Origin of the sequence: Rickettsiella endosymbiont of Aleochara curtula (genome assembly GCF_964030935.1) — a bacterium.
GTDB lineage: Bacteria > Pseudomonadota > Gammaproteobacteria > Diplorickettsiales > Diplorickettsiaceae > Aquirickettsiella.
In genome coordinates, this window is the sequence record NZ_OZ034990.1 from 96,885 (window position 1) to 116,068 (window position 19,184).

Genomic DNA, 19,184 nt, shown 5'->3' on the forward strand with positions numbered 1-19,184 from the left:
TATGTTATAATTTATTTAAATGAGTTAACAATATAAATCTGTATTAAACGGTCCTTAATAATTATTAAAATAATAATGGCTACCGCAAAAGCTTTCCTGAAAAACAACTTAGAAAATACTGACTCGACCCCTGAGTTTGCAAGCATTTTGGTTGCGTTTACTCATTCCATGCTGAGTGCTATTTCTAATCTTTTAAAGCCGTATTGGTTTAAAGCTATTCGCTTTCTATTAATTTTTACCTTAGGTCTGTTCGTCGATTTATCAAAAAATACAGTATTTTTATTAAAACAAATTTGAGAAGATAAATGTTTGGAATGTAAAAAAAATAAAGGAATTCTAGGCGAGTGAATCTGGATACAAGAAAAAAACCGCTGGAAAAATTGATTTACTGATTAATTTAATTATTTTTTTCTACAGACTAACGAAAAGCCTGCTGAGAATATTTTTAAAGTGATACAAGATTAAATTTCCATTAATCAGCAAAATTATGAAAAAATAATGTTACAATTTCAACATTTTTATAATGATAACCAAGCAGCTTTAAAAATTAAAAAATTCACTAGTATAAAAAGATAATTGATTGACTCTACCAATATGAGGGATGATGATTTATGAAACCTGATGAAGATAATAAAGTTTTAATCTTAGGTGCTACTGGAAATTTTGGTAGGAAAATAGCAAAAGGATTAGTTAAAAAAAATGTTGCTATTATTATTAGTGGTCGCCATGAAGAACCCTTATTGGCTTTAAAAAAACAACTTTCTAAAGTGGCTGTCGACACCTGTATTGATATACTGTGTTTTGATTTTAAAAAGAGATTATCCCAAGAGTTATTACGGCTTAGGCCACCATTGGTTATCAATGCCTCGGGTCCTTTTCAAACCGCGGATTTTACCACAGCAATTAATTGTATCCTTTTAGGCATAAATTATATTGATCTAGCGGATGCCCGTGAATATGTGAATGATTTTTCAATTTTAGATGAACAAGCGAACAAGAGAAATTGTATCGCTATTACCGGTGCTAGCACTTTACCTTGTTTGTCATCAGCAGTTTTAGACTATTATAAAGATGAGTTTAAGATAATAGATTCTTTAGTCTATGGAATTACGCTTGGCCAAAAAACCGAAAGAGGATTGGCTACCTTCAAAGGCATCCTAAGTTATGTTGGGCGCCGTTTACAAGATTTTCCTGGCATACCCAAAAAAGTGTATGGATGGCAAGATTTATATCGACAAGAGTATCCTCTGTTAGGAAAACGTTGGATGGCAAACTGTGATGTTCCAGATTTAGAGTTATTACCAGGCTTTTTTCCTATTAAATCGATCCGATTTTCTGCGGGAATAGAAAGTAGTATGTCACATCTGGGTTTATGGTTTTTATCTTGGTTAATCCGACTAAAGTTTCCGATTAAATTAGCAAACCATGCCGAAACCTTGCTAAAATTCAGTCATTATTTTGATTCGTTTGGCACTGATGCAGGTGGTATGCATATGCTCATGTCGGGTACCGATCATAAGGGAAATCATAAGGATATTAAATGGTTTATGATAGCCAAAAGTGGTGATGGCCCTTATATCCCCACCATTCCAGCCATTCTTTTAGCAAAAAGAATATTACAAGAGGAAATCGTTGAAACTGGGGCAATCACTGCTATGAATTTAATTTCACTGGAAAGTTATTTGGCCGAGTTAAAAAAATTGGATATACACATCTTTTCAGAAGTCAGTAAAAAATTTTGATAACTCTTCGCCCTCGAATTTTTGCCTGTGTTGTCGCTTAATTCGCAATCCTCTAAATAAGCCTAATTTTTGCAAACTTGTCGCAATTCAGTCTTAGTAGGGGATTCTGGGTCGCTTTGATGTTTGTGCGTGAGAAAAAAGCCCGTATGCGTTCCACAATGATAAATCAATGCGTTTGAAATTTGCTTAGGAAGAATAGCGAATTTTTTTAATTGGTTTTCGCCACGGCATAGAAAGTTTTTTTCTTGTGGAGATCCCATGAGTTTTTCAAATATCGTTTGTGTCAGGATATGCTGTCTATCATAGGCACGCACTAAGTTGTTGATAGATAGCAGATGAGGATGAGCTAACACCTGCTCAAAATTTTTCTGCGTAAAAAGATCGGCATAAAAAAGTTTAAAAAGCACGTTGGCTACAGAATGTGGATCATTTTTTTCTTGAATAGCGGATCGATTTGCTGGAGTTAATAATTTAACGCTGTGAAGTAAACGTAACACTAAGGCAATTCCTGTAGGGCAGTTATGTCTTTCTAGCGCTTTTTTGTTTTGAGTATTTAAAAGTTTTACATCATGTAGCTGTATTAAGGCCATGGATATTTCAAATGGAGAGGGGTGTATGAGAATAAGAGAAAAATTTTCTAAATTAAGAATATTTTTATCCCGGATATTGGCGAGCGCTAAAGCAATATCAAATGGATTTGAGCTGAGCTGATAGAGCATTTTTTGGAAACTATCTCGCGACGAGCGTCTTGGGGATTTAAAATGCTGATAGAGCTGAGAAATTGTTTGAGAGTCGTTTTGTTTTTTGGTAAGTGGTAAAACCATGACATTCCTTGTTAGAAATTGAACATTCCCTCTGTTTTTTAAGAAAAGCTTTTAAAGGGGCAGGCATTATGTCAAGTTTTTCGTTGCAAATCTATAAGAACTAATTTTTATCGAACAATTTTAGTGTGCGTAATCGTAAAGAATTACCGATGACCGACACTGAACTTAAACTCATAGCCAGAGCAGCGAGCATCGGATCAAGTAAGCGTCCATTCCAAGGATATAGAATACCTGCGGCGACAGGAATACAAATAATATTATAAATAAATGCTAGAAATAAGTTTTCACGAATATTTCTCATGACTTGCTTGCTGAGTTGTTGCGCGCGGACTATTCCCATTAAATCACCTTTAACTAAAGTGACACCGGCGCTTTGCATAGCCACATCCGTCCCCGTTCCCATGGCAATACCGATGTCTGCTTGTGCTAACGCAGGGGCGTCATTAATCCCATCACCCGCCATAGCAACGATATAGCCTTGTTTTTGTAACTGTTTCACAATAACGCTTTTCTGCGAGGGTAATATTCCCGCTTCTACCTGATTAATAGCTAATTTTTTAGCAATGGCTTTAGCAGTCACATGATTATCCCCTGTGACCATAATAATAGTTAAGCCTAGGCTTTTTAAACGATTGAGCGCTGAAAAGGTTGAGTTTTTGATAGGATCACTGACACTGATTAATCCAGCTAATTGTTTTTCCAGTATTAAATACATCACGGTTTCGCCCGCTTGGCGCAATTTTTCAGCTTCATCTTCTAAAGGTGTGGTTAAAATTTTACGATCCGCACATAACCGTAAATTACCTAAAGCAATCGCTTTATCTTGCCACATGCCGGTTACACCTTTTCCAACCTCTGCAGAGAAATTTTCAATTTCTTTTAATTGAAGCTGTTTTTTTTCAGCAGCATGAACAATAGCGCTGGCTAGGGGATGTTCACTATGTTTTTCCAAGCTCGCGGCTAATACTAAAATATCAGTTTCAGTAAAGCCAGGCATGGCAATGATGTAAGTGACGATAGGTTTCCCTAAGGTCAACGTACCGGTTTTATCGACAACCAGGGCGGTAACTTTTTCAAACCGTTCTAGGCTTTCGGCATTTTTTATCAAAATGCCTGCTTGCGCACCTCTGCCCATACCGACCGTAATCGACATCGGAGTTGCCAAACCCAAGGCGCAAGGACAGGCAATAATTAAAACGGAAATTGCGGCGATTAGACCATACGTCATAGCCGGATTGGGCCCCCAAATTGACCAAACAATAAAAGTAAGGATCGCAATTACTAAAACAATAGGTACAAAATAACTGGCAATGTGATCGGCAAGTTTTTGGATAGGTGCCTTAGATCGTTGTGCTTCAGAAACCAATTGGACAATCTGGGCCAACATGGTTTCTTTTCCAATATGTCGGGCGCACATTACAAAGCTTCCTGAAATATTTAACGTACCGCCAATTATTTTTGATCCGACTTGTTTTTCAACCGGCATGGCTTCACCAGTAATCATAGATTCATTAACAGAACTATGACCTTGAATCACTTCACCATCAGTAGGAATTTTTTCTCCTGGTCGTACTCTTAATGCGTCATTAATTTGGATTTCGTCTAAAGGAATTTCCTTTTCTATCTGATCGTTTACTCTTCTTGCTGTTTTTGGTGATAAATCCAGTAAAGCACGCAAAGCGCCACTGGTTTGTTCGCGACCCTTTAACTCTAAAACTTGTCCCATCAATACCAAAACCGTTATCACACTAGCCGTTTCAAAATAAAGATTAGCGTGGCCAGGCGTTGATTGAAATGCGGCTGGAAATAGATTTGGAAATAATAGGGCAATAATACTATATATATAGGCAATGCTGATTCCTAAACCAATCAGCGTAAACATATTTAAATGCCGATGTCTAACAGAAAGCCAAGCTTTTTTTAGAAGAGGGTAGCCACCCCAAAGTATCACAATGCTAGTTAAAATGAATTGTAACCAAGAAGAAAAAATAACAGGAATAGCGCCTACGATAGTTTTGATTCCTGGGATATGTAGACCCATGGTCAGGAATAAAATGGGGAGTGTTAATAGGACACCTAACCAAAATCGGCGCGATAAATCATCTAATTCATGCTCATGTTGATCAGTTATCTTGCCTGAAACGGTTCGAGCTTCTAGTGACATACCACAAATGGGGCAGCTGCCCGGCTGATCGCGAATAATCTCGGGATGCATGGGGCAGGTATATTGTTGAGAATGAGAAGGGCGGTGTGTGCTATCTGAATTCAATGCTACAGACATATAGATACACCTCTGGGGTCAATCTTGGTAGGTCTATTTTACGCCACTCATTGCCAGATATATAGGGTACAGCGTCGTTTTCCAGATTATTTAGTGGGTGCTGCGCATAATTCCTATGAGGTTACACAGCGTGCTGTTAAAAAGTTTAGGTTTAATGGTAAGTAATGTTAGTGGCTATTTCATTAACCGAACACCCGGTAATACGTTCTATTGTTTCTGGGGCAAGCCCTTCTTCGGCAAGGCATTGTGCAATTTGGCGACATTTTTTAGTTAAAATTGTCAATGCTGCTGCATCCATAAACTGCAGTAAAGCCGCTTGGATTTCCTTGGATAAACCGATTTTTTCCCATTCAAGTTTCATTTGTGCTTCTAGCTCTGGGTTCAGCGAATAACGCATAAATTTTTACCTTTAACTCTAGTATCTTGATCGTAAACTAATTTAATAGGCAGGTAAAACCTGTTTATCGTCAATAGTTAAAGATTGAGGTGAAAGTTCATAATCATTATTTTCATTGAGTAAAGCAATAATGGGTTTGAATGTGCTTAATTGGTTTTCCTGAAGTTGTACATAACTGCAGATAATGACTCGATCCCCGACCGCAGTGAGCCGCGCGCAAGCACCGTTTGCGCACATAATTTTTGATCCGCTAGGCGCCGCGATGGCGTAGGTTATATAACGTTGACCATTGGTAATGTTGTAGACATGAATTTGTTCATGCCCAACGATATTGCATACGGCCATGATTTCGGCATCAATGCTAAATGAACCTTCGTAATTTAGGTCCGCTTGTGTGACCTTGGCTTGATGCAATTTTGATTTTAATAATGTTCTTTGCATATTTTTTACCTATTATCTGGAATGTTTTTAATACTTTGCCCGAGAGGCAAAACACCTCAACAGCTTAATAAACCCTTAATCTATTATCCATATAATAACTTCGATGAGCTTAAAGGTATGCCTCTTTGCTTAGTCTAGATAAGCATATGAAGTCTATTCTTCAAATTTTTAATATTTCTGCGCAATCGAGGAAGGGTTGCCAAATTTCTCCATTATCTTCAAATGACCACCACGCGGCTAGTGCTGCTTTAGAAAAAGCCCAGCCCAAGATTCTTTGCCTATCAAATCCAGAAACTTCAATAAATTGGTCGAGTCGGCGTTTAATGGAAATTTTATTAACGTTTCCAGCTTCGGAAATACGGGGAAAAGGAATTTCATATTCTCGTTCGCCTATTACACCCTTAGGATCAATGCTCAACCAACCGTGTTTATCGGATGATAATATATTAGCGTAATGTAAATCTCCGTGCAGTAAGACTAGGGAGCCCATAGAGGCTAATAATTCTTTGCTTATAGCTTGGGCTCGGTCAATTACCCCCTTGGGGAAAGGGCCGGTTTCACCTTGGAAGTACTGATAAAGACGATCAAATCCTTGAAACCAATTCGCTAAACTAGGAAATAAAGAAATTTCTTGTTCTTGAATTGGCTTGTGTAGCTTGTTCATTAATTCTACGCTAATGAGCGTATTTTGCATTTCATTAGAGGATTCTTCTAAGAATGTTCCGGGCGTTAACTTTTCTAATAACATAATGCCTGCATGATGATCTGAGCGAAGTATTTTTACAGCCCCCGTCCCATTAAAATGCTGCAATGCGGTTATTTCATTGGTAAATTCTTTGCTTGGAATGCTGCATTTTAGAACAGCTGAACTTCCATTCGTTAAAGTAACTGCTGCAACAACATTAAAACTGGCATTATTAAAAAAGTTTTCAAATGTAAATTGCCATTTTTTCTCATAAGAAGATAAAAAAGACGGTAAATCATCCAACCATTTTTTACCTTGTACACCGTGAATATTGATGAGATTTTTAATCAATTCTTTAGGTAAGTTCATTTTATAAATTGGACTCATGAAGGGATTTCTTGTAGGTTAATTCAATAAGCATCAATCTTATATTCTTTGCTTATTATGCCATATTGTTCCTTATTGTTCCTTTGAAACCCTAGCTACACTTTTAAAATTGCCAATATCTGTTTTTTGCATTCCTGTATTTTGAGTTCTAATTTAAGGACTTCCATCTAAGTTTTTATATCTTCATAATAATCATATGTATGTAATGTTTTATGGTGTTTTATCTTTTTGAATACCTAAATTTTGGGGGGTTAATATGACGGTAAACAAAGATAAACTGTTTGGCATACAACGCTCAATGAGAGAAGATTATTATGAATTACATGCTGAATTATCACTTATAAAAAAATACCTAGCAATGTCGTTAACCGTTCATTTTAAGGCATTGAGTTTGAATGACTATCAAACGAGTAGATTGAAATATGACGTGTCAAAACTACATTTTTTATAATTTGAGTCACACGCATGTTTCTTGGTTTCGTAACTATTGCCAATAAGTCTCTTTAAGGATACAATAACCATGCAAATAGCTTTAAAAAAGCAAATAGAAGTTTATACTGAAAGCACTGGCCAAAGCCCGTTCATTAATTGGCTAGAAGGCCTAGATCCACCCATTAGGTTCCGTGTAAAAGAACGATTAGATCGTATTGCTCTAGGTAATTTGGGTGATTATAAACAAATTAATAAAGATATTTTCGAGCTAAGATTAACATTCGGAGCTGGATATAGAATATATTTTTACGAAGAAGATAGCAAAATTATCCTTCTTCTTTCAGGTGGTAATAAATCAACGCAAAAAAGAGATATAAAAAAGGCGATGAGTTACTTAAATGATTATTTAACTGAGTAGCGTATGAAAAAAAAGATTGATTACCAAAAATATTTAATTGAGTCTCTCAAAAAGCCTGAAGAAGCCGCCGGTTATTTAAATGCTGCTTTAAGCGAAGGTGACACCAAAGTTTTTTTATTGGCCTTATCCAATGTTGTTAAGGCTCAAGGTGGGGTTAACAAATTAGCAAATAAAGCGCATAAAAGCCGAACTAGCTTATATAAAACACTTTCTCCCAAAGGCAATCCTTATTTTAAAAATACTAGTGAAATTCTTTCCGCTATGGGAATGCATATTGTTATTGAACCTAAAAACATTCCCCATAATCATTTTTCAAAGTAGGGAGCGCGCAGGTAAAACAATATAAAAATTCCTAATTGAAAATACATCTAGCAAGCCAAGGACTGAAGCTTGCATACTCGAAGATTATTTTTGAATTCAAATAATTAGTCAAAATCTGTGGGAATATCAGGTTTTGCAGAATTTTCATACAATCTTACAATTTGATTTGGCATTACTCGATGCAAGGAAAGATCTGGAAGGGCGTTAATCTTATACCAGCCTATATCACTTGTCTCATGATTTGTTTTAGATATTCCTTCGGTGATAGTGCAAATAAACACAGCCTTATGTGCGTGAGGAATCTGGGATGGATTTTTACAATATGCTAAACCATTCTGAGAAATCGATTTAATCTCTTCTGCTATGCGTAATCAGTTACATTTATCCTTCAAGCATTATCTTCATTAAGTTATGAAAAAAAATCTTTTACACAAGAAACAACCCACAAAAATTGTTTTTCTGTAAGGTAGGGATGTAAGGGAAGACATAATAAGTTTTTTGCAAGATTTTCTGCGACAGGGAAATCTTCAATCTGATAATTTAAATAAGCAAATGATTCTTGTAAGTGGATAGGATAAGCATATCGAATAACGGCATCAATTCCATTGCTAATTAAATAGCGTAACCATTGATTACGTTGCACCGTTTTTATTTGAAATAAATGATACACATGCTCACTATGGCTTGAAATTACTTGAAAAGTAAATGGTAAATTTTGAAATTCAAAAATGTATCTATTTGCAATTTCACGACGTTTTTTATTCCAATCATTTAATTTTCTAATCTTCTATTTAAAATGATAGCTTGAATAATATCTAATCTTGAATTCATTCCGAGTGTAATATGTTCGTTTTGAGTTTTTTGTCCAAGATGTCGAAATACGCATGGATTTTTTTATTACTGAAGATATTTGTGGTTGCGTATCGAATTATGTTTTACTAAAAATTGAAGAACAACTACCAGACATGAATTTAATTTTTTGTTTGTAGTTTTTTCTATATTGGTTCATAGTATATTACCTGATTACATTTTATCTTTTTTAATTGTAATAAAAAATTTAACATTCATTCGCCAGGGATTCGTTCATTGTATAACTAAAACGAAAGGTGTCCAGTGCAGTTCACATATTCTATTCTAGTCAGATATAATTCCGAAGGTAAATTATCTCAGCTACTAATCACAGAGCTTGGTAATTTTGACTTATTTCCTAGAATAAGAACCAAAATGCGTATATCGGGTGTTGGAAGTAACTCGTTTTTTGATAAAAAAGAGGAAGAACAACCACTCATAGAAAAGAAAAAGGAAGATATTGAGATAAATTGGCGGTCTTATATTTCCGCTGTCCTTAAAGAACATATTGAAAATATTTTAAGTCAAGATCCCTGTTTTAATTGGCCTGAAAAAATTGATCCGCCTAAAAATAGAAAGAATTTGGGGAAGTACGATCATTTTGAAATTGTGATGGCTGAGGTAGATGTTAAACTAGGTTTTTTTGAGAGAAATTTGGGGACGTTAGGAAGTAGCATTAATTTTGTAGCTGCCTTAGCAAATATGGGAGTGCAAATACTTTCGATAGAAATGGCGACTGGTGATGAGAAATCATCAGGTAGAAAATATGCTATTCCGATGTCACTCATTGCATTTACGATGGCCATACTCACATATAACTATTCTGACGCCCCGACTGTTTTGTCAAGCTATGGAAAAAAAATTGATAACTTAAGGATTATTAAACGGTTAAGTACTCTTTTTCCATTTAAACATATGGGCTCTTATACTGCTTGTGTGGGGACTTGCTGGGGTTCTTTGAAAGCGCATTTTTTCTCGAAAAGTACGACTGAAAGCTTAGAAGATGGTAATGGATCTTATACTAAAAGTACTATTTGTTATAGGTTGGCTAAGCTGGTTCCACCCGCAGTAATTATCGCTATGCAAGTAACATGGACCACTGCTGCTAGCATTGAAGCATTTCAAACCTCATATGCAACAGCTAGAGCATCAAAAAAAGTTGAATCGTTTATGACGGATGATATAGCATATGGGTTGGCGTTTACTCTGGCTATTTCAAGTGGTATTTCTATGGGTAGTTTCTATATTCCATTTATAACAAATTGTATAGCAGAGTGGTTAAAAAAAGTAGATGCGCATTATCAATCGTATATATTAGATCCTTCTCATATCCGCTCATACAGTGAAACGAGCGGGCCAAGTAGGAGGAGTGATGCAGAAGATTGGGATCATGATCTTTTATCGCCGGATATCGAGGTTCCTGTCCAAAGCAGAGCTTTTGCTTACTGAAATTAGATTTCTCTTTATATTTTTCAGCCCTATTTTTACCATTAATATTCTTAAATGGATTTCCCGTGAAAATGAATAAGACCGATTTTGAGTTATTAGCCGCTATAGAAAAAACCATGGCTGAAGGTGATATGGCTTATAGCCACATAGAGTTGGCGGAAGCCTATAAAAATCTACAAAAAATGTATGCAGGGTTAAAGCATACTGCTTTAAGAAAAAAAGATTTGTCCATGGGACTTCCCACTTTTTTGTTGTCAATTCAAGTGGAGCTTGCCGCTTATTTACGAACTCGTATGCCCGCAACCTTTGCAGTAGCGAATAAAATATTAAAGCAAATTTTTTCTTTTAAGCTATCCAAAAAAATTGAAAGTATTCTTGATCTTGGTACAGGAACAGGAGCTGTTTTATGGGCAGCAATGGAAAACACAAACCTTAGTAAGGTGAGTGCGCTTGATCAAGACGCAGCAATGATTAAACTTGCTCAAAAAGTAGCTGGTTATAGTACCAATCCATTTTGGCAGCGAGTTAATTGGAAGCATATGAACATTGATAAAAATCTTGAGCTGCCTTCCCACGATCTTGTAACTCTCTCTTATTTCCTTATAGAGCAACAGAAAGATTTGAGACAAACCCTTTTTGAGAAAGTATGGGTGTTAGCCAATCAAGCAATAGTTATTATTGAGCCTGGAACTCCAAGAGGATTTAGTAATTGCATGGAGGCTCGTGACTTTTTTCTATCGAAGGGAGGATTTATAGCGGCACCTTGTTCACATCATGGAAGGTGCCCAATACACAATAATAATGATGATTGGTGTCATTTTGCTGAGCGGATTGAAAGATCTTTCTGGCAGAAATCCCTTAAAAAAGGAACTCTTGGTTATGAAGATGAACCCTATTCTTATTTAATTATTACAAAAGAAGTTGTCGATAGAGAAGGAGATCGGATTTTAAAGTCCCCTTCAAAACATTCAGGTCACATTCTATTTGATGTTTGTGCATCAGATAATATAAAAAAAATAACTATTAGTCGTAAACAAGGTAGTGTCTTTAAGACGGCTAAAAAAATGAAATGGGGCGAAGCCTTAGAGATACCACGATGAAAATTCTTTCTATATTTGGGACACGTCCAGAAGCAATAAAAATGGCTCCTACTGTGAAAGCTTTAGCAACGGAGTTTGGAAGTAACTCCATGACTTGTGTAACGGCACAGCATCGAGGCATGCTTGATCAAGTTTTAGATCTTTTTCAAATAAAGCCAAACTATGATTTGAATTTAATGAAGATTAGTCAAAATCTCACCGATATAACAGTCAATGTGCTTAATAAACTCAGAATAGTTTTAAGAGATTGTATGCCGGATAAAGTCATTGTGCATGGTGATACATCGACAACATTTGCTGCTTCATTGGCTGCATTTTATGAAAAAATACCTGTTGTTCATGTTGAGGCAGGCTTACGCAGCGGAGATATGTATTCTCCGTGGCCAGAAGAAATAAATAGGAAACTCACGACAGCGATAGCGGACATACACTTTGCCCCAACAGAAAATGCGAAGATGAATTTGTTACGAGAGGGTATTGAGCATAAAAAAATCATTGTTACAGGGAATACGGTTATTGATGCTTTAATATATGTTGTACGCAGGATAGAAAATGAGCGTGAGTTACGTGCTAGTTTACATGCCAAATTTTTTTATTTGAATAATCAGAAAAAACTGATTTTGATAACCGGACATCGGAGAGAAAATAATATCAAAAAATTTAAATCTATTTGTGAGGCGATTGCTTTGTTAGGGGCGCGCGATGATGTTGAGGTGATATATCCGGTTCATCCAAATCCTGCCGTTAACCACTATGTGCGAGAAACCTTAGGAAATAAAAAAAATATGTTCTTAATAGAACCCCAAGATTATTTATCATTTGTTTTTTTGATGAAAAAATCTTACTTGATATTGACAGATTCAGGTGGGATACAAGAAGAGGCGCCTAGTTTAGGAAAGCCTGTACTGGTTATGCGCGATAATACAGAAAGACATGAAGCGTTGCTTACGGGTACTATAAAATTGGTCGGAACCTGTCAAAAAAGAATATATGCCGAGGCGATAAAGTTATTAGAAGATGAAACGTATTATAATAAGACGAGCTTTTTACAAAATCCCTTTGGCGATGGAAAGGCTAGCCAACGGATTGTTAATAGCTTAAAAAATATTATAAAAGATCAATATGATTTCAGCGCCATGATTAATCTTGATGCGAACTCACAGCGAGCAATATATTCGATCACGTGACAATAGCTTTTAAAATTACAAACTTGCGCGATACTATATCCATGGAAAAAAAGTCGCTAATTGCAGTAGTATATATGTTAACTGCTGTTTTTTTTGTATCTCTTACTTCTGTATTAGTTAAATGGACAAGCGCAACGTATGCGATTACTGAGATTATATTTTTTAGAAATGCCATTGCTGTCATTATGTGCTTGGGAATTCTATCTAAAAAACAAATTAAATATACAAGCTCTCACCTTAAATGGCATTTCTTGCATGCTTTTTTAGGGTTGAGTGCAATGTTTTTTTTCTATACTGCACTTTCTAAGTTACCCATTGCCGATGTTACTGCAACTTTGTTCTCGGTTCCCTTATTTGTGATTATTTTTTCATCGATTCTTTTGAAAGAAAGGGTTGGTTTTAAAGATGGGAGTTGTGTTTTGGTTGGATTAATTGGTGCGCTTATGGTTGTACGTAGCAGCGCAAGCATTTTGCAGTTAAACTCAATATTTGCTTTGTTAAGCGCGATTTTTACCGCATTAGCTTTGATTACTATTCGTTATATTGGAAAATATGAAAATAGTATTACCACTACTTTTTATTACACCCTAATAACCACTGCGGCTTTATTTCCTATTTTACCGATACACTGGACCACTCCAAGCGAGTACGATCTATTGCTATTAATTTTGCTAGGGATTGGTGATTGTTTAGGTCAACTACTTATGACGCAATCTTATAGGGATGCCCCTTCTTATCTTGTTGCCCCATTAGGTTATACTTCTCTTATTTGGACGGTACTTTTTGGATTTATTATTTGGTCAGAAATACCAAAATCAATAGCTTTTGTAGGTGTTTTTTTAATTATCGCTAGTACACTCTCTCTGATTAGTTACCAAAATAAAAAAAAATAATGCTTTGCTTGTTAGTTATATTCTTGTAAATTACAGCCTAAGTAACTTTTCCAGGATGGAACATTTATATGAAGTTAGCTATAAAAAAAATACTTGTCTTAAGCTATTATCACTTATGGATTGCAGGGGGTGGACATAGGCCACATCAATTATTAGTTGAGGATTTGGGTCTATTTCGTCAAATAATTTTTGTATGTGCAAGTGATACCGATATAGAAAATGTCAGCAAATGGTATGCTAACGATATTTATAAAAATCTTTCTTTATATGTTTTATCTGGAAATTGTCTAAGGTGTCTAAAACCTTTTTCGGAAAATGAAAATAATTCCTTTTCTTCATTAGAGGAGTTAACAGTCACTTTTAAACCAGATTATATACGTGCGCATAATCCCGTTGATTTATACTTGGGATATCTAGAGTTCATCAATAAAAAAAATATCCCATTTATTTATGATCAGATGGACTATTGGGAAGCATTTTCTGTTCAGCCATGGGGAGATAAATATGTAGAAGAACAATACATACAATCAGCCACCCATATCACTACTATCAGCCAGTATTTAATAAATTTACTACCGAAAGAGAAACCAAAATTACTGTTAGAAAATGCAATTAGTAATCAATTCATACAGAGAATCGATGAGTCAAAACATGAAAAGGTAATTAATAACAACAGTAAAAATGTTTTATATATCGGCGCAATTTGGCCATCCTGGTTTGATTGGGATTTAAGCATATATTTGGTACGGAAGTTTCCTAAATATAATTTTACTTTCATTGGCGCTGTAACATCGACTATTGATGAAAATGATGGGGTTGATACTGTTAAGTTAGCTGAAGAGTTAGGTTCTCATTCTAATGTCACAATGCTACCTGAAATATTACATACGGATTTAGCGCAATGGTTAATTAAATCTGATGTTGGGATCATTCCCTTTAAAGTGAATGAATTAACACTAGCTTGCTCCCCGCTAAAAGTATTCGAATATTTAGCAGCGGGATTACCGGTTGTTTCTCCAAATCTAACGCAAATTACAGGGTACCCACAAGTTTATACAGGAAATAACTTTGATGAAATTGCTCAGAGCCTTGCGAAAGCGCATAAACAAAATATCGCTGAAAAAGACAAGGCTGATATGGATAAATTTAGGCAGAGTAATACTTGGCAGCGTCGTCTCAATGCGCTTGACTATTTTATAGGAGCTCTTTGATGATCATTTTAGGCATTTCTGGGGGACATGATGCTAATTGGTGTATCGTTAAAGATGGAAAGTTGTTGGGTGCTTTTGAGAAGGAACGTTTCACGAAAAAGCGCCATGATTCAGGCGAAATAGTATCCTTCATTGCACGTTCACTAGGCTATCTTGGCTTGACAGTGAATGATATTGCTTGCATTGCTACAAGCGAACCTGTCCATAAAAATACAGAACCTGGATTTTTGACATTAACCGGTAAAAAATACAAGAACCCTGAGCAGTGGGAAATGCATACAGTTGAAATATTCAATAAAATTTTACCTGCTGTATCCATTCCGCATCATTTAGCGCACGCATCGTATGCGCGTTATACCAGCGATTTTGACAATACCTCCGTTATCACATGGGATGGAGGCGGCGATTTCTATACAGAAGATGCTTATTCCTCTACAACTATTTCTTCTTGGAAAGATAACAAATTAGAGTGGCTAAAACGTATAGATAACTCTGATTTTGGTTCACTCTGGTTTACCTACGCGAACACACTATTTGGCGATGGAAATATGGCAGGAAAACTAATGGGGTTAGCTGCTTACGGTTCCGATGTAATGGTCGATCAATTTAGAGAGCGTTTTTATGCACCTGTTCGTAATATTTTGGAAGGAGCCTTTACCATAAAAAATTGCTGGCCAGATCATTTTTCGCCGCCATTTATATCAGCGGGCATATCATGGAAAGAGAAAATTTCAAAAGATGTTGCTTACGCAATACAGTACATAACAGAAGAAGCAGGATTATCAATGGTTGAAAAATTTGCAAAGATTTCTGGTTATAAGAATCTTGCTTTATCAGGAGGAGTCGCACTTAATGGATATTTAAATACTCGGATAAGAGAGAGTGGTTTCTTCGAAAATGTATTTGTACCGCCATCTGTTCATGACGGTGGCATTGCAGTAGGTTGTGCCTTGTTTGCAACATATCATGTTTTCGATATGCCATGGCGACCCATTAAGAATGAACTTGCTTTTCTAGGGTATTCATATTCAGAAGAGAGTATTTTACAAGCATTAAAAAAATATAATTTGACTGGTAACAAAATAGAGAAGGAAGAAGCTATTGAATTGGCTTCAAAAGCCATTTTAGATGAGCGTATCGTTGCTTGGTATGAAGGACGTTCAGAGCATGGGCCAAGAGCTTTAGGAAACAGGAGTATTTTAGCATTACCTCATGCCAAACGAAGCAAAGATATTTTGAATGAAAAAATTAAGTTTAGAGAATCATTTCGCCCGATTGCTCCTGTTGTTATGGAAAAGAATCTATCAAAATACTTTGATACGAAAGAATCATCCCCCTATATGATGTACATTGTGAAAAGTCATGAAAAGGCTAAGCAATTAATACCTTCTGGGTTACATATTGATGGCACAGCTAGAGTCCAGACTGTTACAGAAGAATCTTCTTTGGGAAAAATTACTAGCACTATTGAGAGAATCTCAGGTGTTGGGTGTGTGTTAAATACTTCTTTTAACATTAGAACACCAATAGTGGAAACACCCGATGACGCAATTGAGGCATTCCTACAAGTACCTATTGATATTCTTTATCTTGGAGGACATCTAATAAAAAAGAGCGTAAAAGTTACAACGAGTGCTCAGAAAACTGAGAAAAGAGACTATGTTAATACCACCTGCTAAACCTACTGTCTATATCATTATTCCCGCTTATAACGTAGAGCAGTGCATTAAACGCTCTGTTATGAGTGTGCTTGATCAAAAAGAAATCGATATAAAAATAATAATTGTTAATCATGGATCATCAGATGGGACCGGTGATGTTATAGCTACTAACTTTCGACAAGAAAATCGGGTTATCTATATCCTATTAAAAAGAATACCTCAAGAAAGGCCAAGTGCCTCCAGGCCATTAAATGCAGGTTATGCTTATATTAAAAAAAATTACTTGCTTGATGATTCTTGCTGGATAATGCGACTGGATGCAGATGACTTTTTAGTCGATCAATATATCATTAGTCACTCATTGCAGATTGGAAAATATAATAAAATAATTTGTGGAGTATTAACATTTTTTGATGAAAAAACGTATGTTTCAACACTTTATGGAACAAAAATAAAATTTAGAACAAAGCAGGGAATGCTAAAAAAAGGCGCCTATGCTGCAGCCCATCCTGCAATTTTTGTAAGAGGCGACTTTTTAAATTCGTTACCTTTATTTCCTGTAGTTTATGACGAAAATATAACTTATGGTGAAGATTTAGATGTAACTCTGCGTTTATTCAGGCATGCCTTTGATTTTGATTGTGAGTTTCTTGAGAAATCAGTTCTATTTAAGTCATTAAATGAATTTTCCTTGACTTCCATCACGTCTAAGAAAAATCAATGGAAAGATATTTATTATGTTTTTAAAAAAAACAAGTCTATATCTAAATTGCTTTTAGTATACTTTTTTTGCGATCTTCTCCTAAGAAATAAAAAACAACGATTTTATTTTTTACGGAAGATATTTGGGCTTCCAGCAAATAAAGTGGGTGATATTATTTCAATTTCGTCTAAATTTGTTTTAAAAAGGCTCCAAGAAATTGAATAAAAAACATTCTTATCCTTTAGTCGTAGATAAACTCTATATTCCTATGAGAGATAGTCTGCGGCTTGTTGCTGACTTTTTAATTAAATCGGATGGTATCCCTCATCCTGTGCTTTTGTTGCGAACACCTTATATGCGTCAGGATGCATTGTCACACATAGATGCGATTAATTTAGCGCGACTAGGTTGGGCGGTGGTTGTGCAAAATGTTCGCGGAAGGATCGAATCTGAGGGAAGCTTCTTGCCATTTATGCAAGAGATGAATGATGGCAAAGACACTATTGAGTGGCTCAAGAAACAATCATGGTGTAATGGAAAAATAGCAATGTCAGGCACATCTTATGTGGGTTATGTCCAATGGTGTTGTGCCCATCAAGATATTCCGGGATTAGGGGCAATCAGTCCGCAAATAACAGCAAGTGATATTTATAAGCAATGGTTTTTTGAAAATGGAGCATTTAGACATGCTTTCGCACAATCTTGGGGATTAAGCTTTGCATACACTGCTTCGTCTAAGTCTGATAAAGAGACTAAAGAGATGCAAGAGTATGTTTATAAATTGGAAAAACTCTATGAGTATGCGCCTGATTGTTCACCGCTTAGGCAGTTTTTTAAACCTTATAATGATTGGTTAAAGTCATCCGATGATCCATTTTGGCAACAATTACCAAGCATTGAGAAAAAAATACCGTCTATTCCCGCATTTCACTTAGCTGGATGGTACGATATTTTTTGTGAGGGGAGCTTGGAAGATTATTCCTTGATGAGAAACCAGCTTCCGAAGGGCTATGCTCAAGAAAGTCAGAGATTAGTCATTGGCCCATGGTCACATACCCAATTATATTCACCTATTGTGGGTCAACTAGATTTTGGAGTTAATGCTGATGGGTTTTTTAGCGATACGATGAATGAAATACATGAGTGGCTGTTGGCCGCTTTAGAAAAAAAGCCAGTCAAAGGAGGTGCCCGAGTTTTTATCATGGGGGAAAATAGTTGGCGTGAATTTACAACTTGGCCTCCTACTGCGGAAACAAATGTGATTAATCTATACTTACATAGTAAAGATAATTCGAAATCATCTCTATTAAAGCATAGTTTAGAGTTCTCTAAACCAGCGGATTTCAACGAGATAAAATTTTTCTATGAGCCGGCATCTTTGCCTTCTCCTCTTGGCGGGAGATTTTTAGATCCTACTCTTTATGGCGCACCTGGCCCATTCAACCAATCTTCGCACTTTCATAGGTATGATTTACTGTTATTTGTTTCCTCTAAATTAGCAGATAGCTTAACAATTGTTGGAAAAGTAACTGCGCGGCTATATCTAAGCACAAACGTAGAATCGCTTGATATCGTTATGACATTACTAGATATATATCCTGATGGTTCTACATATAATATGGTTTCAAGCGTTCATAGAGAGCGATTAAAAAAAAATGAGATAAACATTTTTGACTTAGATGTGGGATCAACTGCGATAACTTTTGGAGCAGGACATTGTATAGGTTTTAAAGTTGCGTCTTCTAATTTTCCGCATACTGATTTAAATCCAAATAGGGCAATAGTACAAATTTATATGGGACCCAATCATTTATCACATATAAACCTACCAGTATTGGGAGATTATCCAAAAGATGGAATATCTTTTTTAAAGTCTTAGAAATTAACATTACCAAAATATTCCTTTGCTAGATGCAGTGAATTTCCGCATCGATATTCATAACCTAAAGAAGTAAATCTAAATTCCGCAAAAGTCGCGCAAGGGATTTTTTATACTGGGTTTGAGGATGTAAGTGTTTGATTTATCTGGTGGCCGAAGGTGGAATCGAACCACCGACACAAAGATTTTCAGTCTTCTGCTCTACCGACTGAGCTATTCGGCCAAATTGACGTTTTTTCGGGCGTATTACTTTTTTTTGTAAACTAGACCAGGTTTACATTTTCTCGTGCAGATTACGTTTTTTTTAAACCTGACGCCAGGTTG

19 protein-coding genes and 1 tRNA gene are annotated in these 19,184 nt (G+C 35.9%); 13 read left to right on the plus strand and 7 right to left on the minus strand.

Going from position 1 to position 19,184, the window contains the following annotated elements; genetic code table 11:
- The first annotated feature begins 75 nt into the window (after positions 1 to 75).
- Positions 76 to 297, plus strand: coding sequence for a hypothetical protein (locus AAHF87_RS00335; protein ID WP_342146215.1), 222 nt, complete (start codon positions 76 to 78; stop codon positions 295 to 297).
- Between the two features lie 314 nt (positions 298 to 611).
- Positions 612 to 1,742 (plus strand): saccharopine dehydrogenase NADP-binding domain-containing protein, encoded by a 1,131-nt coding sequence (locus tag AAHF87_RS00340; protein WP_342146216.1) that lies wholly within the window; start codon positions 612 to 614, stop codon positions 1,740 to 1,742.
- A 62-nt stretch (positions 1,743 to 1,804) separates the two neighbouring features.
- Here AAHF87_RS00340 and AAHF87_RS00345 read toward each other — a convergent pair whose 3' ends face one another.
- From AAHF87_RS00345 to AAHF87_RS00365, 5 genes are all read right to left on the minus strand, one after another.
- On the minus strand, positions 1,805 to 2,566 hold the full coding sequence (locus tag AAHF87_RS00345; protein WP_342146217.1) for a hypothetical protein: 762 nt from the start codon (positions 2,564 to 2,566) through the stop codon (positions 1,805 to 1,807).
- A gap of 100 nt (positions 2,567 to 2,666) precedes the next feature.
- Complete coding sequence (locus tag AAHF87_RS00350; protein ID WP_342146218.1) at positions 2,667 to 4,847, minus strand: copper-translocating P-type ATPase; 2,181 nt, start codon at positions 4,845 to 4,847, stop codon at positions 2,667 to 2,669.
- A 151-nt stretch (positions 4,848 to 4,998) separates the two neighbouring features.
- On the minus strand, positions 4,999 to 5,244 hold the full coding sequence (locus tag AAHF87_RS00355) for a hypothetical protein (RefSeq protein WP_342146219.1): 246 nt from the start codon (positions 5,242 to 5,244) through the stop codon (positions 4,999 to 5,001).
- A gap of 42 nt (positions 5,245 to 5,286) precedes the next feature.
- Positions 5,287 to 5,685, minus strand: a complete 399-nt coding sequence (gene panD, locus AAHF87_RS00360) for an aspartate 1-decarboxylase (RefSeq protein ID WP_342146221.1) — start codon at positions 5,683 to 5,685, stop codon at positions 5,287 to 5,289.
- Positions 5,686 to 5,845: 160 nt separating this feature from the next.
- Complete coding sequence (locus AAHF87_RS00365; protein ID WP_342146222.1) at positions 5,846 to 6,757, minus strand: aminoglycoside phosphotransferase family protein; 912 nt, start codon at positions 6,755 to 6,757, stop codon at positions 5,846 to 5,848.
- A gap of 256 nt (positions 6,758 to 7,013) precedes the next feature.
- Here AAHF87_RS00365 and AAHF87_RS00370 point away from each other — a divergent pair, with 256 nt between their 5' ends.
- The 3 genes from AAHF87_RS00370 to AAHF87_RS00380 all read left to right on the plus strand — a co-directional run bounded on the left by AAHF87_RS00370 (position 7,014) and on the right by AAHF87_RS00380 (position 7,928).
- Positions 7,014 to 7,208, plus strand: coding sequence for a hypothetical protein (locus tag AAHF87_RS00370; protein WP_342146223.1), 195 nt, complete (start codon positions 7,014 to 7,016; stop codon positions 7,206 to 7,208).
- 69 nt (positions 7,209 to 7,277) lie between these two features.
- Positions 7,278 to 7,607, plus strand: coding sequence for a type II toxin-antitoxin system RelE/ParE family toxin (locus AAHF87_RS00375; RefSeq protein WP_342146224.1), 330 nt, complete (start codon positions 7,278 to 7,280; stop codon positions 7,605 to 7,607).
- Between the two features lie 3 nt (positions 7,608 to 7,610).
- Positions 7,611 to 7,928: an addiction module antidote protein gene (locus AAHF87_RS00380; RefSeq protein ID WP_342146225.1), complete on the plus strand. Its 318-nt coding sequence runs from the start codon at positions 7,611 to 7,613 to the stop codon at positions 7,926 to 7,928.
- Positions 7,929 to 8,337: 409 nt separating this feature from the next.
- Here AAHF87_RS00380 and AAHF87_RS00385 read toward each other — a convergent pair whose 3' ends face one another.
- Positions 8,338 to 8,712: a DegT/DnrJ/EryC1/StrS family aminotransferase gene (locus tag AAHF87_RS00385; protein WP_342147846.1), complete on the minus strand. Its 375-nt coding sequence runs from the start codon at positions 8,710 to 8,712 to the stop codon at positions 8,338 to 8,340.
- A 440-nt stretch (positions 8,713 to 9,152) separates the two neighbouring features.
- On the opposite strand from AAHF87_RS00385, the gene AAHF87_RS00390 reads away from it, so the two are divergent.
- The 8 genes from AAHF87_RS00390 to AAHF87_RS00425 all read left to right on the plus strand — a co-directional run bounded on the left by AAHF87_RS00390 (position 9,153) and on the right by AAHF87_RS00425 (position 18,860).
- A complete protein-coding gene (locus AAHF87_RS00390) occupies positions 9,153 to 10,226 on the plus strand; it encodes a hypothetical protein (protein WP_342146226.1) in 1,074 nt (357 codons plus the stop codon).
- A gap of 71 nt (positions 10,227 to 10,297) precedes the next feature.
- Entirely contained in the window at positions 10,298 to 11,326 is a 1,029-nt protein-coding gene (locus tag AAHF87_RS00395; RefSeq protein WP_342147847.1) for a small ribosomal subunit Rsm22 family protein, read from the plus strand.
- Positions 11,323 to 12,513: a non-hydrolyzing UDP-N-acetylglucosamine 2-epimerase gene (wecB, locus tag AAHF87_RS00400; RefSeq protein ID WP_342146228.1), complete on the plus strand. Its 1,191-nt coding sequence runs from the start codon at positions 11,323 to 11,325 to the stop codon at positions 12,511 to 12,513. The genes AAHF87_RS00395 and wecB overlap by 4 nt, the downstream gene beginning before the upstream one ends.
- A gap of 41 nt (positions 12,514 to 12,554) precedes the next feature.
- The gene (locus tag AAHF87_RS00405; protein ID WP_342146230.1) at positions 12,555 to 13,406 is read left to right on the plus strand and encodes a DMT family transporter; all 852 of its coding nucleotides are present in this window, start codon (positions 12,555 to 12,557) and stop codon (positions 13,404 to 13,406) included.
- 68 nt (positions 13,407 to 13,474) lie between these two features.
- Complete coding sequence (locus tag AAHF87_RS00410) at positions 13,475 to 14,617, plus strand: glycosyltransferase (protein ID WP_342146231.1); 1,143 nt, start codon at positions 13,475 to 13,477, stop codon at positions 14,615 to 14,617.
- Positions 14,617 to 16,296: a carbamoyltransferase C-terminal domain-containing protein gene (locus AAHF87_RS00415; protein ID WP_342147848.1), complete on the plus strand. Its 1,680-nt coding sequence runs from the start codon at positions 14,617 to 14,619 to the stop codon at positions 16,294 to 16,296. The genes AAHF87_RS00410 and AAHF87_RS00415 overlap by 1 nt, the downstream gene beginning before the upstream one ends.
- Entirely contained in the window at positions 16,277 to 17,206 is a 930-nt protein-coding gene (locus AAHF87_RS00420) for a glycosyltransferase family 2 protein (RefSeq protein ID WP_342146233.1), read from the plus strand. The genes AAHF87_RS00415 and AAHF87_RS00420 overlap by 20 nt, the downstream gene beginning before the upstream one ends.
- Positions 17,199 to 18,860 (plus strand): CocE/NonD family hydrolase, encoded by a 1,662-nt coding sequence (locus AAHF87_RS00425; protein WP_342146234.1) that lies wholly within the window; start codon positions 17,199 to 17,201, stop codon positions 18,858 to 18,860. Before AAHF87_RS00420 ends, AAHF87_RS00425 begins: the two co-directional genes overlap by 8 nt.
- Positions 18,861 to 19,007: 147 nt before the next feature.
- On the opposite strand, the gene AAHF87_RS00430 is transcribed toward AAHF87_RS00425, so the two are convergent.
- Positions 19,008 to 19,083: transfer RNA gene (locus tag AAHF87_RS00430), tRNA-Phe, on the minus strand.
- Positions 19,084 to 19,184 lie beyond the last annotated feature (101 nt).